Origin of the sequence: Haloferax sp. AB510, assembly GCF_024136985.1 — an archaeon.
GTDB lineage: Archaea > Halobacteriota > Halobacteria > Halobacteriales > Haloferacaceae > Haloferax.
On record NZ_JAMYJY010000023.1, the window covers coordinates 1 to 13170 of the forward strand.

Consider the following 13170-nt stretch of genomic DNA (forward strand, 5'->3'; position numbering starts at 1 on the left):
CGACGAAGGAGCGAACGTCGTCGTCTGCGGGCGCGACCCGGAGCGCCTCGCGGCGACCGAATCGGAACTGGGCGACCTCGACGGCGACGTGCTCGGCGTCGAGACCGACATCACGAGCAAGCACGACGTCGAGGCGCTCGTCGAGGCGGCCGTCGAGGAGTTCGGCGGCGTCGACCACGTCGTCACCTCGGCCGGCGGCGTGCCGCCGGGCGGCTTCGCCGACCTGACCGAACAGGAGTGGTACGGCGCGTTCGACATGCTCGTCATGAGCGCCGTCTGGACCGTGCGGGCGGCGCGGCCGCACCTCGAAGCGAGCGACGCGGGCACGATTACCTGCATCACCTCCACCTCCGTCAGGGAGGTCATCGACGACCTCATCCTCTCGAACGCGGTCCGACGCGGCGTCATCGGCCTCGTGAAGTCGCTGTCGCGCGAACTCGCGCCGGGCGTGCGGGTGAACGCGGTGCTGCCGGGCGCACACGAGACGAGTCGCATCGAGGAACTGGTCGAGGCGGCCGTCGAGCGCGGCGACCACGACACCTACGAGGAGGGCCTCGACTCGTGGTCCGACGGGATTCCGCTGGGCCGCGTCGGTGACCCGCGCGAACTCGGCGACGTGGTCGCGTTCCTCGCCAGTGACCGCGCGAGCTTCGTCACCGGGGCCTGCGTCCCAGTCGACGGCGGGCGACTGCGGAGCGCCTGACGCGGCGCTCGACCCGTCTCAGAACGCGTCGCGGTCGCGGAGGACCGAGACCGCGTCGCGGACGTTCTGCGCTTGTTCTTTCGGCACGACGAGCACGCGGTCGCCCCACGCGACGACCGCGAGGTCGGAGACGCCGACGAGCGAGACGTTCGCGCCGTCGGTAGCGACCACGTTGTCGGCGGCGTCGACGAACACCGGGTCGTCGCCGAGCGCGACGTTGCCGTCTTCGTCGGCGTCGACGATTCGTTCGAGGGCGTCCCACGAACCGAGGTCGTCCCACTCGAAGTGGACCGGGACGACCGCCGCGTCGGCGGCGCGCTCCATCACCGCGTAGTCGATGCTGACGCCCCCGACCGCCTCGAATCCGGCGTCCGTGTCGCCGGCGTCGAGAGCGTCGAGGAGGGGCGCGAGCGGCGAGTCGCGCGCAGCGGAAAACAGCGCCTCGGGCGTCCACGCGAACATCCCGGCGTTCCAGAGGTAGCCCTCCTCGACGTAGCGGGCGGCCGTCTCGGCGTCCGGCTTCTCGTGGAACGCGGCGAGGTCGCGGTAGTCGCCGCGGTCCGCGCCGGGTTCGATGTAGCCGTAGCCGGTGTCCGGGCGGGTCGGGTCGACGCCGAAGGCGACGAGTGCGCCGGTGTCGGCGGCGACGCGTGCGCCGCGGGTCATCGCCTCGGCGAAGCCGTCGCCGACGTGGTGGTCGCTCGGGAGGACGACGACGACCGGGTCGTCGTACAACTCGGCGATTCGGTGGGTCGCGTAGACGAGCGCCGGACCGGTGTCCTTGGCCGCGGGTTCGACCACGACCTCGGCGTCGGGCGCGTGGTGGGCGACGCCGTCCGCGAACTCTGGGCGCGTCGAGACAGCGACGTGGTCGGCGAAATCGGCGCGGGCGACGGTCTCGGCGAGGAGAGAGCGGTCGCCGCCGAGCGGGAGGAACTGTTTGGGCCGGTCGCTCCGGCTCGCGGGGTACAGGCGGGTGCCGGTGCCGCCGGCGAGGACGAGCGCGACGAGTGGTCGGTCCATATCGGTGGGTGGCGCTACAGCCTCAAAACCGTACCACGTCGCGACCTACGTCACCGGCCACGTCGCCGACTATATCGCTGCCCACGGCTCGACTATTCCGCCTACCACGTCTCGACCATCCCTTCGCGGATGTCCTCGACACAGCCCTGACAGTCGGGGTGGTCGGGGTCGAAGCAGGCGGGGCGGCCCTTCCCGTCGACGGCGACGGCGCGGCGCTCGGCGTGGCGGCGACAGACGATTTTGGCGCGGCCCTCACCGTCCCGCGGGAGGGAGTGCGCCGGAGACGAGTCGCGACCGTCTCGATAGGCGCGTTTGGCCTCCTCGTAGCGCTTGCCGGCGTTTCGAGCGGCGCTGCGAATGATGCTTTCGAGGCGGTCGTCCATGCTGTCGAATGCGTCTCCGAGGCTATCAATTCCTCGCTCGGTGCGACGGTTCTGACGCGCTCTCCGGCGTGACGTTCACTTTCACTGCGCCGTTTGCAACTTTTTATATGAGTACGCATCCAAGCTCAGTATGCCTCCCAATGGAAACCAAGGTGGAGGCGAGGTAGACCATGACTGATTTGCGAACCCACGCGGCTGAGATAGCCGACCAGTTCTCGGACCACCTAGACGTGTCCGCGGACGAAGTCGAAGAACGATTAGAGAGCCTCGTCAGCGAGTACCGTGTCCCCGTCGACGAAGCGCGGCGGAGCGTCGTCAACAGTTACCTCGACGAGGCCGGCATCGAGCGCGACGAGCTCGCCGGCGGCTCCGGCGGGAACGAACAGACCCTGCTCAACGACATCGACCAAGACGAGCAGTGGGTCGACGTGCGCGCGAAGGTCGTCGAACTCTGGGAACCCCGGAGCGAGTCCGTCGCGCAGGTCGGCCTGCTCGGCGACGACTCCGGGCGGATGAAGTTCATCGCCTTCACCACGTCCGAACTCCCCGAACTCGAAGAGGGGAAGTCGTACGCGCTCGGCAACGTCGTCACAGACGAGTACCAAGGCAACTTCTCCGTGAAGCTCAACCGGACGACGAGCATCACCGAACTCGACGAGGAAATCGAAGTCGGCGACGACTCGACCAGCGTCGAGGGCGCGCTCGTGGACATCCAGTCCGGGAGCGGCCTCATCAAGCGCTGTCCCGAGGAGGGCTGTACGCGCGTCCTCCAGAACGGGCGCTGTTCCGAACACGGCAGCGTCGAAGGCGAGTTCGACCTCCGCATCAAGGCCGTCGTCGACGACGGCGAGGAGGTCCACGAAGTCATCTTCAACCGCGAGATGACGGAGGAGCTGACCGGTATCGAACTGGACGAGGCGAAGCAGATGGCCATGGACGCCCTCGACACCACCATCGTCGAAGAGGAGATGCGCGGTGACCTCGTGGGGTTCTACTACCGCGTCACCGGCCCGACGCTGGGTCGGTACGTGCTCGCCAACGAAGTCGAGCGGCTGAGCGAGCCGGCGGACGCAGAAGAACTGCTCATCAAAGCGAGGTCGATGTAAATGAGTTCCAACGAAATCCCCACCCGAGAGGTCGCCCGGCGCGTCTTCGCACAGGAGTTCAACGACGCCGGTTACACGTTCAAAGAGTCCGACGACGAGCGCGCGCCCGTCTACCTGCTGCTCCCGACGGGAGAGAGCGCGAACCGCGTCTTCCTCGTCGGCACGCTGACCGAGAAGGAAGACGTCGGCGAGGACAACGAGTACTGGCGCGGTCGCATCGTCGACCCGACGGGGACGTTCTTCGTCTACGCCGGCCAGTATCAGCCCGAGGCTGCCAGCGCGCTGCGCGACCTCGACGCGCCCGCCTACGTCGCGGTCGTCGGCAAGCCGCGGACCTACGAGACCGACGACGGCAGCATCAACGTCTCCGTCCGCCCCGAGTCAATCACCGAGGTCGACGCGGCCACGCGCGACCGCTGGGTGACCGAGACCGCGGACAAGACGCTCGACCGCATCGCGGCGTTCGACGACGAGGGCAACGAGTACGCGCGGATGGCCCGCGAGCACTACGACCTCGACCCCGAGGAGTACAAGCGCGCCGCCATCGCCGCGCTCGAAAGCCTCGAACAGGCCGACGAACTGAGCGCGTAAGCGAGCGTCTCGCCCGCGACCAGACGCGTCAGCGGGGCGCGCACCGGTCGACGAACCCACCAAACGTATCAAACGCCGACTGACGGCCGATTTCCACCGTCATACGCCCCTTTTTTGACGAATCACGACGCCCGCGACCCCTCGTCTGACGAACCATTAAGTGGCCTCACCACGGACCGACGAATATCATGGGCAACAAGAACAAGACCATCTCGTTTCGCGTCAACGAGGACGCGTTCGAGACCCTTCGGGAGATCGCCGAGGAGCGGGACATCTCCCTGTCCGCCGTCTTCCGCGACTACGTGGACACGTTAGTTGCCCACGACGGTCAGGTGCAGGTCGTCCCCAAACACGAACTCGAAAAGCTGCGCGAGGGGGAAGACGAGTCGTTCCCCCCGACCGTGGAGGTTCCCAAGAGCTTCATCCGCGAGCACGAGCGCCTCGAACTGGAGGCCGAACACCTCCGCGAACAGCTCGAAGAGCACAAGGGCTACGTGAACTACCTGCGCGAGCAGGTCGAAAACGACCACGACGACGTCGAAGAGGTCATCCAACTGGAAGACCTCGACACGGGCGACGAGCCGTCGTTCCGCCTCGGCTAAGCGCTGTACTGTCCTCTGTGGCGTCCACGCTCACCGATATTCAGCGAGGACCGACGAGGTCCTGCTTCGCCCGCCGCGCGTCGTCCTGCATCTCTCTGTTTCCTTCCACGTCCGCGAGCGCCTCGACCGATTCGAGCGTCCGGACCGCGTCGTCGAGGAACGAGAGCACGTCTCCGGGGTAGGCGTACACCATGTAGTCGTCGCTCATCACGTCCACGATGGCGTCGGGGCCGAGGCCCTGCGCGCGGAGTTCGAGCAGGTACTCGATGAACTGGCGCTCGGGGTAGCCGGTGTAGATGTCGTCCGAATTTTCGCAGTCGAGGAAGTCCTGCGCGAAGTCGAGCAGGCGGTCTCGGGTGGCGTCGTCAACCTTGGCGAGCCCCTCGCCGGAGTAGAGGATTTCGAGGGTCGCACCGCTGAAGACGCGCTTGGGGATGTTCGTATCCAGTTGCGAGACGATTTGGCGGTGGTTTTTGAGATAAATCTTGTCGGTGATAGCCACTGCTACCCGTGACTTCGGGCCTCCGCGGCAAAAGCGTCCCGCTCGCCGACGCAGCGTCGGCGACGCGGGTGAGCTCTGTTACGTACTGTCATTCCGGGACCGTAGCGTAACGTATTTTAGTCGTAGCGGATTAGGAAGGACTGCAGCGTGTCCGGGTTGGGGTAGTGGACTATCCTTCAGCCTTGTGGAGGCTGAGACGCGGGTTCAATTCTCGCACCTGGACCTCTTCTTTACATTTCGGCCGGTGAGCGCCGCGTAGCGTGCGCGAACCCATTCTCGAAATGTACTGTGAGGGACGACTGCGAGAATTGAGCCAGGGAGCAACTTGTTGCGACCGAGGTTCACGCGAGTGAAACGAGCGTGAATACGTGAGGCTCCGCCTCACGGCGTTCAATTCTCGCACCTGGACCTCTTCTTTACATTCTCACTCTTTCGAGCGTGTGCTCGCGTCAGCGAGCACCGCGAGAACTCACGAGAATGTGCGAAGTCGAACCTAGCCGACAACACGCCCGCTTGAGACTCCCACCAGAACCAAGTGTGTCATTGACTAACATTCAACGTGGGATGAGTACCCAACTCCGCGCGGACAACTCGGTGTTCGACCGCATCCGCGACGCGATACTCAACCGCGGCGACCCGGAGGACAACGAAGCACCCGTCGGCCCAACAGTTCCGACGGGGTGACCGTCGCTCCGCAGTATCGCCGTCGGTCCACCTCGTTTTTCGGCGCTCGAACCGCCGAGCGAGAGCCGTCTCGAACCGTCGATAGCGGGGCCGTCGCCGACAACCCGAAGGGAACACCGGAAACGAGCACGTCTTTCTATCGGGCGTCCTACGACCCGGCCATGCAGGTCGCCATCCTCACCGTCGGCAACGAACTGCTCGCGGGGGACATCGAGAACACGAACGCGACGTGGTTGGCCAGACGGCTCACCGAGGGCGGGGCGACGGTGGCGCGGATTCAGACGGTCCCCGACGACCACGAGGTCATCGCGGAGACGGTCGCCGACTGGGCGGCCGCCTTCGACGCCGTGCTCGTCACCGGCGGCCTCGGCGGGACGCCGGACGACATCACGATGGAGGCCGTCGCCGCCGGTCTCGACAGGGCGTTCGTCGTCAACGACGAGGCCGAAACGCAGGTCGAAGCGACCATCGCGGCGATTCTCGAACGCCGGCCCGACATCGACTTCGACCTCGAACCGGAGTGGTACGCCTCGATGCCCGCCGACGCCGAGGTACTCCCGAACGAAGAGGGCCTCGCACCCGGCTGTCGGGCGGGGAACGTCTACGTCCTGCCGGGTATCCCCACGGAGATGAAGCCGATGTTCGACTCCATCGCTGAGCGGTTCGCGGGCGACGCGCAGTCGCGGGAGTGCTACGCCGATGCGCCGGAAGGGGCCGTCGCCCGGGAACTCGGGGAGGTCGCCGAGCGGTTCGGCGTCGGCGTCGGGAGCTACCCCAACAGCGGCGGGCCGACGCGAATCAAACTCACCGGTGGCGACCCGGCGGTGCTCGACGAGGCGATGGCGTGGTTCCGGGCGAACGCGGCGGTCGACCTCTACGAGAACGAGGCGGCCGTGATGGCGGCGCGCGGAGAGAAAACAGACGGCGAGTAACCAAGCCAGCGGGCGGCTGGCCGGTCAGCGGAGTTGGGCGAGGCCGGCGTCGGAGCGGGGCATGGCGTCGAGCGACCCGCGACTGCGGATGATGTTGAAGGCGGTGACGAGGTCCGACCGGGAGACGAGCCCGACGAGTTCGCCCGCCTCGTCGACGACCGGGAGGCGGCCCACGCCGCGTTCCTGCATGAGCGCGATGGCGTCCATCGCGTCGGCATCGGGGGTAATGGTCGCCAGTTCGTCGCTCATGATGTCGTCCACGCGGAAGGCGTCGCGTTCGACCTCTTTGACGCCGCGGGCGTCGTCGAGGGTGACCATACCGACGAGGTTGCCGTTTCTGAGGACCGGGTAGCCCGTGTGGCGTTCGACGAACATGCGTTCGAGAAGCTCCGCGACGGAGGTCCGCTCGTCGACCACGTCGAGGTCCTCGCGGCCGGTCATGATGTCGCGGACGATCACGTCCTGGAACGTCGCCTTGAGGACCGTCTGTTGGGCCTCGCCGGACGCGCCCATGTAGATGAAGAAGGCGAGTGCGACGAGAAACAGGTTGAAGAAGAGGCCGAACAGGCCGAGCAGGAACGCGAACACCTTGCCGACCTCGGCGGCCATCTGGGTCGCTTTCGCGTGCGGACGGTTGCGCGCGAGAAGCGCCCGGAGGACACGCCCGCCGTCCATCGGGAAGCCGGGGAGCATGTTGAACACGGCGAGCGAGACGTTCACCAGCGCGAGGTAGCCGAGGACGAACTGCGCGGGGGCCTGCGACTCGGGGAGCAGGAGGAAGCCGGCGTAGGAGACGACGCCGATGGCGACCGAGACGAGCGGGCCGGCGACGGCGATGGTGAACTCCTGTTTCCAGTCCTCGGGTATCTCCTTGAACCGGGCGACGCCACCGAAGAGCCAGAGCGTGATGGACTCGATTTCGTAGCCGTAGCGCATGGCGACGAGCGAGTGGCCGAACTCGTGGAGCAGGACGCCCGCGAACAGGCCGATGGCGGCCGCGCTCCCGAGCACCCACTGCATCGACCCCGCGGAGATGGCCGCGCCGTCGATGTTCGCGCCGAAGAGGTCGTTGACGACGAGCGCGAGATTCGCCACGTCCGAGCCGATGAGCCACGCGAAAAGCGGGAGAACGATGAGGAACGTGAGATCCAACTTTATCGGGATGCCGAAGGCGCTACCGATGCGGATTCCTCGCATACCCGTAGTAACCCCGGAGGGGCCTTAAGCAATCAGGGCGGAGAGACGGGGAAATGCTTACGCGGGCGGGCAATCGACGGGGAGTCATGAGCGATTCCCGACCGGAGCCGGTGGTCAAGCGGAGCGCGGACATCGAGTACGAGCGGGTCGGCGCGGCCGACGGGATGTCGAAGGGCGTCCTCGTCTCCGAGGCCGACGGCGCGCCGAACTTTGCCATCCGGCGGTTCGTCCTCGACCCCGACGCGTCGGTGCCGAAACACACCAATGAGGTCGAACACGAGCAGTACGTCCTCTCGGGTCGGTACGTCGTCGGCATCGGCGACGAAGAGTACGAGGTCGAAGCCGGCGACTCGCTTTTGATTCCCGCCGGCGTCGTCCACTGGTACCGAAACGAGTCCGACGAGGAGGGGTCGTTCCTCTGTGCGGTCCCCAACGGCGACGACGCCATCGAACTCGCCGACGACGCCGACGCCTGAGCGTGGTCAAGGGGCGGTGGCCGTAGCGGTCGAGGTGCGGAGCCGCATGCGGGTCGCTGTCGAGAGCGTTCGCAGGCGAATCGCTGAAATACCACGTCGCCGTAGCAGGCACCGTGTCTAAACAGGTCACCCGCGTCGACACGCTGTTTCTCCACCAGACGGGAGACGACTACCTCGTCGTCGCCCGCCGGGACGGAAAGCGGGTGCTCCGCGGCAAGCTCGAACTCAAAGAGACGAACGCGGGGCCTCGTCCCCTGCGCTTTCTGGTGACTCGAAAGGGAAACGACTCGCCGCGCGACCCGAGTCAGTTCGTCGAGCTCGCCCGATCAGCCGCCCGTATCCGCATCTCACAACAGACGCCGAAAGCCGGCCGCGACGAGCTGAAAGAGATGCTCGACGGCTACCAGTTGGAGGCGCTGACGGTTCGGACCTGCCGCCGCTGCGCCGTCAACGGTCGGTACTCGCCCATCACCGACGACACGGCCATCAAGGCCGAACACGAGCACATCTGTCGCGACTGCGCCGTCCAAGAACTGGAGGGTGAACTCTCCTTCGCGGGCGGGCTCACGCAGGCGGCCCAAGAGCGCCTAGAGGAACTCCTCTACGAGACGGGCGACCTGACCCGCATCACGAACTTACTGCAGGGCGAGTTGGACCCCGACCTGACGAAATTCGACACCATCAGTGCGACGACCGAGGACGTGGAGCTGGTCGAGACGAGCACGCTCGACCTCCACCCGAACCTGAAGTCGATGCTGACCGAGCGCTTCGACACCCTGCTCCCCGTCCAGAGCCTCGCCATCGACAACGGACTGCTCGACGGCGACGACCAACTCGTCGTGAGCGCGACGGCGACCGGGAAGACGCTCGTCGGCGAACTCGCCGGCATCAACCGAATGCTGAACGACGACGGGAAGATGCTGTTTCTCGTCCCGCTGGTCGCGCTCGCGAACCAGAAGCACGAGGACTTCAAGGAGCGCTACGGCCACCTCGGCAAGGTGACCATCCGCGTCGGCGCGAGCCGAATCAACGACGACGGCAACCGCTTCGACCCGAACGCCGACGTCATCGTCGGCACCTACGAGGGCATCGACCACGCCCTCCGAACGGGTAAGGAACTCGGCGACATCGGCACGGTCGTCATCGACGAGGTTCACACCCTGAAAGAAGAGGAACGCGGCCACCGCCTCGACGGGATGATAGCTCGCCTCAAACACTACTGCGAGGCCCGGGCGAAGCGTCGCGAGAGCTACGGCGGCGCGCAGTGGATTTACCTCTCTGCGACCGTCGGGAACCCGAAGTGGCTCGCCCAGAACCTCCGGGCCAATCTCGTCGAGTACGAGGACCGCCCCGTCCCCATCGAGCGCCACGTGACCTTCGCCGACGGCCAAGAGAAGCCGCGCATCGAAAACCGCCTCGTGCGGCAGGCGTTCGACTCGAAGTCCTCGAAGGGCTACCGCGGCCAGACCATCATCTTCACCAACTCGCGGCGGCGGTGTCACGAGATCTCCCGGAAGATAGACTACAACGCCGCGGCGTACCACGCCGGCCTGGACTACGGCCAGCGAAAGCGCGTCGAACGACAGTTCGCCAATCAGGACCTCGCGGCCGTCGTGACGACCGCCGCGCTCGCCGCCGGCGTCGACTTCCCGGCGTCACAGGTCATCTTCGACACGCTGGCGATGGGCATCGAGTGGCTCTCCGTCCAGGAGTTCAGCCAGATGCTCGGCCGCGCCGGCCGCCCCGACTACCACGACAAGGGCGTCGTCTACCTGCTCGTCGAACCCGACGCCAGCTATCACAACACGATGGAGATGACCGAAGACGAGGTCGCGTTCAAGCTCCTCAAAGGCGAGATGGAGGAGGTTCGCACGGTGTACGACCAGTCCTCGGCGGTCGAAGAGACGCTGGCGAACATCGTCGTCGCCGGCAAGAAAGCGAAGGCGCTCAACAACCGGATGCTCGGCGAGGTGCCGACGACCCACGCAGTGGGCAAGCTTCTGGAGTGGGGCTTCATCGACGGCCTCGACCCGACCCCGCTCGGGCTCGCCGTGACGCGGCAGTTCCTCTCGCCGAGAGAGGCGTTCGCCATCCTCGACGGCATCCGAAAGGGGTCGTCGCCGTACGAAATCGTCGCCGACCTCGAACTCGACGAGGAAGGCCGGTAGCGACCGACACGCTCGGCCGAGGCTGATATTCCGAATCCCGCACGCTTTTTGGCCGCCGACGCGTCGATGACCGCGTGGTAGCGATAACGCCGGATATCCTCGTCGTCTTCGCCGTCATCCTCGTCGCGTTGGCGTTCTTCGCGACCGAGCCCGTGCCGGTCGACGTGACAGCAATCGGCGTGATGGTGTCGTTGATGCTGATTCAACCCGCCTCGGAGGCGCTCGCCTCGGCGGGGATGCTCGGCGCACCTATCGTTCTCTTCGACTCTTACCCCGGCGACGCCCTCTCAGGGTTCGCCAACACGGCGACGCTGACCGTCCTCGCGATGTTCATCCTCAGCGAGGGCGTCCAGCGAACCGGTATCATCCAGCTTCTAGGCGCGAAGATATCGACGTTCACCGGCGATAGCGAACTCCGGCAACTCGGCGCGACCGTCGGCGTCGTCGGCCCCATCTCCGGCTTTATCAACAACACCGCCGCGGTCGCCATCCTGCTTCCGATGGTGACCGATCTCGCCGAGCGCGGGCAGACCTCACCCTCGAAGCTCCTCTTACCGCTGTCGTACGCCTCGATGTTCGGCGGCATGCTGACGCTCATCGGGACCTCGACCAACATCCTCGCCAGCGACGTCTACTCGCGCATCACGGGCGAAGCGCCCTTCTCGATGTTCGAGTTCACTGCGCTCGGCGCGGTGGTCATGGCCGTCGGCGTCGTCTACCTCATGACAATCGGCCGGCGGCTCACGCCGGCGCGAATCGAGCCCCGGCGCGACCTCACCGAGGAGTTCGAGATGGCCGACTACCTGACCGAGGTCGTCGTCCGCGAGGACTCCCCGCTCGTCGGCCAACAGGTCCAGCGGGCGCTCGTCGAAACCGAGTTCGACGTGGACCTCCTCCAGCTGATCCGCGGCGAGAGCGTCTTCCTCGAACCGCTCGGCCCGAAGGAGATTCAGCCGGGCGACGTGTTCACCCTCCGGACCGACCGCAACACGCTCGTCGAACTGCTCGACGTAGAGGGACTCGACCTCGTACCGGCGACCGTCACCGAAGACGAACTCGAACTCGCCGACCGCGGCCAGAACCTCGTCGAAGTCGTCGTCGCACCGGGGTCGGCACTGGTCGGCGAGTCGCTCGCCTCGGCGAGTTTCAGACAGCGGTACGACGCGACCGTGCTCGCGCTCCGCCGCGGCGGCGAACTCATCCGCCGGCGGATGGACAACCTCCCGCTCCGCGTCGGCGACACGCTCCTCGTGCAGGCGACCGTCGAGAGCATCGAGCGCCTCGACAACAACCGCAACTTCATCGTCGCCCAGGAAATCGAGCGCCACGACTACCGCGAGTCGAAGATTCCCGTCGCAGTCGGCATCGTCGCCGGCGTTGTCGCGCTCGCCGCGCTCAACTTCCTGCCCATCGTCGTCGCCGCGCTCCTCGGCGCGCTCGCCATGGTCGCCACGAAGTGTCTCCGGCCGACCGAGTTGTACGACGCCGTTCAGTGGGACATCATCTTCCTCCTCGCGGGCGTCATCCCGCTCGGCATCGCGATGGAGAACTCCGGGGCCGCCGAACTCCTCGCGGAACTGGTCGTGATGACCGGTGATTTCCTCCCCCTTATCGCCGTCCTCGGGGTGTTCTACTTCGTGACGGCGCTCCTGACGAACGTCATCTCGAACAACGCGAGCGTCGTGCTCATGATTCCGGTCGCCATCGAGGCCGCGACGACGCTCGGGGCCGACCCGTTCTCGTTCGTCCTCGCGGTCATGTTCGCGGCCTCGACAGCCTTCATGACTCCCGTCGGCTACCAGACGAATCTGTTCGTCTATGGCCCCGGCGGCTACAAGTTCACGGACTACATCCGCGTCGGCGGCCCGCTACAGTTGCTTCTCGGGGTCGTGACGACGCTCGGCGTCGCGTACTTCTTCCCCCTGACCTGACGGGGCGGAACGAAACCCTTTACTCCGCGACGGGGAGAGACGTATATGCGGGACCGTGGGTTAGCCTGGTATACTTCGGGCCTTGGGTGCCCGTGACCCCGGTTCAAATCCGGGCGGTCCCATACCCATTAAGGCTGAATCGGCCGTTTTTGCCGGTTTCAACAGCCAACAGCGGTGGTTGGCATGATGCTCCTATTCACCGAGGCGAAGCCTCGGGAATGCGAGCATTGCGGGTGGTGACACACCAGACATATATATTGAACGGACAATTGAAATTATAAAACACAATTGATCATGAAATAAAGCGCTATTCACACCCCTCGTTATTATCTATATCTATTTGTCAAATGTTATTTAGTGATTCTGTGCTGGGAGGACGTGAGATACAGAAGACGCATATTCGTGGCAATTTATTGAATAATTGTGCCCTCCAGACGCCAATTCATCGCCGCAACTGTCGGGACCGTTCCGCTTGCTGGCTGTTCGCTAACCCCCGATGAAAGCGGAAACATTCAGATTGGGAATCTCACAGAACAGAAGATTTGGGTCGAGATTACGATACGTCGTGACGGCGGAGTATTTTCGAATCCTAAGCAAGTATACCGTAATAGATCCAAAAAACCACCAGCGAACGGCTACCGCTCAACTCTCACTGACGTTGTTCGCCCGGGAACGTACGACGTACAGGTCGAAGCGGAGTCGATAGTAGACGAGAAACGTGCCCAACGCAGTACGCAATGGAAGGTAACCGGAGAGAAAAGTCAATCTCTCATCATCCACGTCCTAAAGGAGTTCAAGATAGAGTTTTTCAAACAGTAATCGCCATCCGTCACCGCGGAACCCCCCGGTAGCAGCAATAAGGCTTTTGCGAC

At 65.2% G+C, this 13170-nt stretch carries 13 protein-coding genes and 2 tRNA genes; 11 read left to right on the forward strand and 4 right to left on the reverse strand.

All coding sequences use genetic code 11. The annotated features are described in order from the left end of the window. Nucleotides 1-703 (forward strand): SDR family oxidoreductase (locus NKF06_RS06350; RefSeq protein WP_253244864.1); only part of this gene is annotated, 703 nt, incomplete at its 5' end. Between the two features lie 18 nt (nucleotides 704-721). Here the strand turns inward: NKF06_RS06350 and NKF06_RS06355 are convergent. Then, a complete protein-coding gene (locus NKF06_RS06355; RefSeq protein WP_253244865.1) occupies nucleotides 722-1726 on the reverse strand; it encodes a sugar phosphate nucleotidyltransferase in 1005 nt (334 codons plus the stop codon). Nucleotides 1727-1827: 101 nt separating this feature from the next. After that, the gene (locus NKF06_RS06360; RefSeq protein ID WP_058568259.1) at nucleotides 1828-2109 is read right to left on the reverse strand and encodes a hypothetical protein; all 282 of its coding nucleotides are present in this window, start codon (nucleotides 2107-2109) and stop codon (nucleotides 1828-1830) included. Between the two features lie 170 nt (nucleotides 2110-2279). Between NKF06_RS06360 and NKF06_RS06365 the strand changes: the two genes are divergently transcribed. The 3 genes from NKF06_RS06365 to NKF06_RS06375 all read left to right on the forward strand — a co-directional run bounded on the left by NKF06_RS06365 (nucleotide 2280) and on the right by NKF06_RS06375 (nucleotide 4408). Next, nucleotides 2280-3215, forward strand: a complete 936-nt coding sequence (locus NKF06_RS06365; protein ID WP_058826778.1) for a replication factor A — start codon at nucleotides 2280-2282, stop codon at nucleotides 3213-3215. Continuing rightward, nucleotides 3216-3806, forward strand: a complete 591-nt coding sequence (locus NKF06_RS06370) for an RPA family protein (RefSeq protein WP_004973682.1) — start codon at nucleotides 3216-3218, stop codon at nucleotides 3804-3806. A 188-nt stretch (nucleotides 3807-3994) separates the two neighbouring features. Beyond that, on the forward strand, nucleotides 3995-4408 hold the full coding sequence (locus tag NKF06_RS06375; RefSeq protein WP_004044633.1) for a ribbon-helix-helix protein, CopG family: 414 nt from the start codon (nucleotides 3995-3997) through the stop codon (nucleotides 4406-4408). Nucleotides 4409-4448: 40 nt separating this feature from the next. Here NKF06_RS06375 and NKF06_RS06380 read toward each other — a convergent pair whose 3' ends face one another. Beyond that, the gene (locus tag NKF06_RS06380) at nucleotides 4449-4910 is read right to left on the reverse strand and encodes a DUF5814 domain-containing protein (RefSeq protein WP_058826779.1); all 462 of its coding nucleotides are present in this window, start codon (nucleotides 4908-4910) and stop codon (nucleotides 4449-4451) included. A 150-nt stretch (nucleotides 4911-5060) separates the two neighbouring features. Here NKF06_RS06380 and NKF06_RS06385 point away from each other — a divergent pair. After that, nucleotides 5061-5133: transfer RNA gene (locus NKF06_RS06385), tRNA-His, on the forward strand. 622 nt (nucleotides 5134-5755) lie between these two features. Next, entirely contained in the window at nucleotides 5756-6526 is a 771-nt protein-coding gene (locus tag NKF06_RS06390) for a molybdopterin-binding protein (RefSeq protein ID WP_253244866.1), read from the forward strand. Nucleotides 6527-6550: 24 nt separating this feature from the next. Here NKF06_RS06390 and NKF06_RS06395 read toward each other — a convergent pair whose 3' ends face one another. Further along, complete coding sequence (locus NKF06_RS06395; RefSeq protein ID WP_058826781.1) at nucleotides 6551-7723, reverse strand: M50 family metallopeptidase; 1173 nt, start codon at nucleotides 7721-7723, stop codon at nucleotides 6551-6553. A gap of 86 nt (nucleotides 7724-7809) precedes the next feature. On the opposite strand from NKF06_RS06395, the gene NKF06_RS06400 reads away from it, so the two are divergent. From NKF06_RS06400 to NKF06_RS06420, 5 genes are all read left to right on the forward strand, one after another. Next, nucleotides 7810-8199, forward strand: coding sequence for a cupin domain-containing protein (locus tag NKF06_RS06400; protein WP_058826782.1), 390 nt, complete (start codon nucleotides 7810-7812; stop codon nucleotides 8197-8199). Nucleotides 8200-8312: 113 nt separating this feature from the next. Then, nucleotides 8313-10367, forward strand: a complete 2055-nt coding sequence (locus tag NKF06_RS06405) for a DEAD/DEAH box helicase (RefSeq protein WP_253244867.1) — start codon at nucleotides 8313-8315, stop codon at nucleotides 10365-10367. A 74-nt stretch (nucleotides 10368-10441) separates the two neighbouring features. Then, on the forward strand, nucleotides 10442-12298 hold the full coding sequence (locus tag NKF06_RS06410) for an SLC13 family permease (RefSeq protein ID WP_058826784.1): 1857 nt from the start codon (nucleotides 10442-10444) through the stop codon (nucleotides 12296-12298). Nucleotides 12299-12347: 49 nt separating this feature from the next. Then, nucleotides 12348-12420, forward strand: a tRNA-Pro gene (locus tag NKF06_RS06415). Between the two features lie 301 nt (nucleotides 12421-12721). Next, nucleotides 12722-13117 (forward strand): hypothetical protein, encoded by a 396-nt coding sequence (locus NKF06_RS06420; RefSeq protein WP_253244868.1) that lies wholly within the window; start codon nucleotides 12722-12724, stop codon nucleotides 13115-13117. Nucleotides 13118-13170 lie beyond the last annotated feature (53 nt).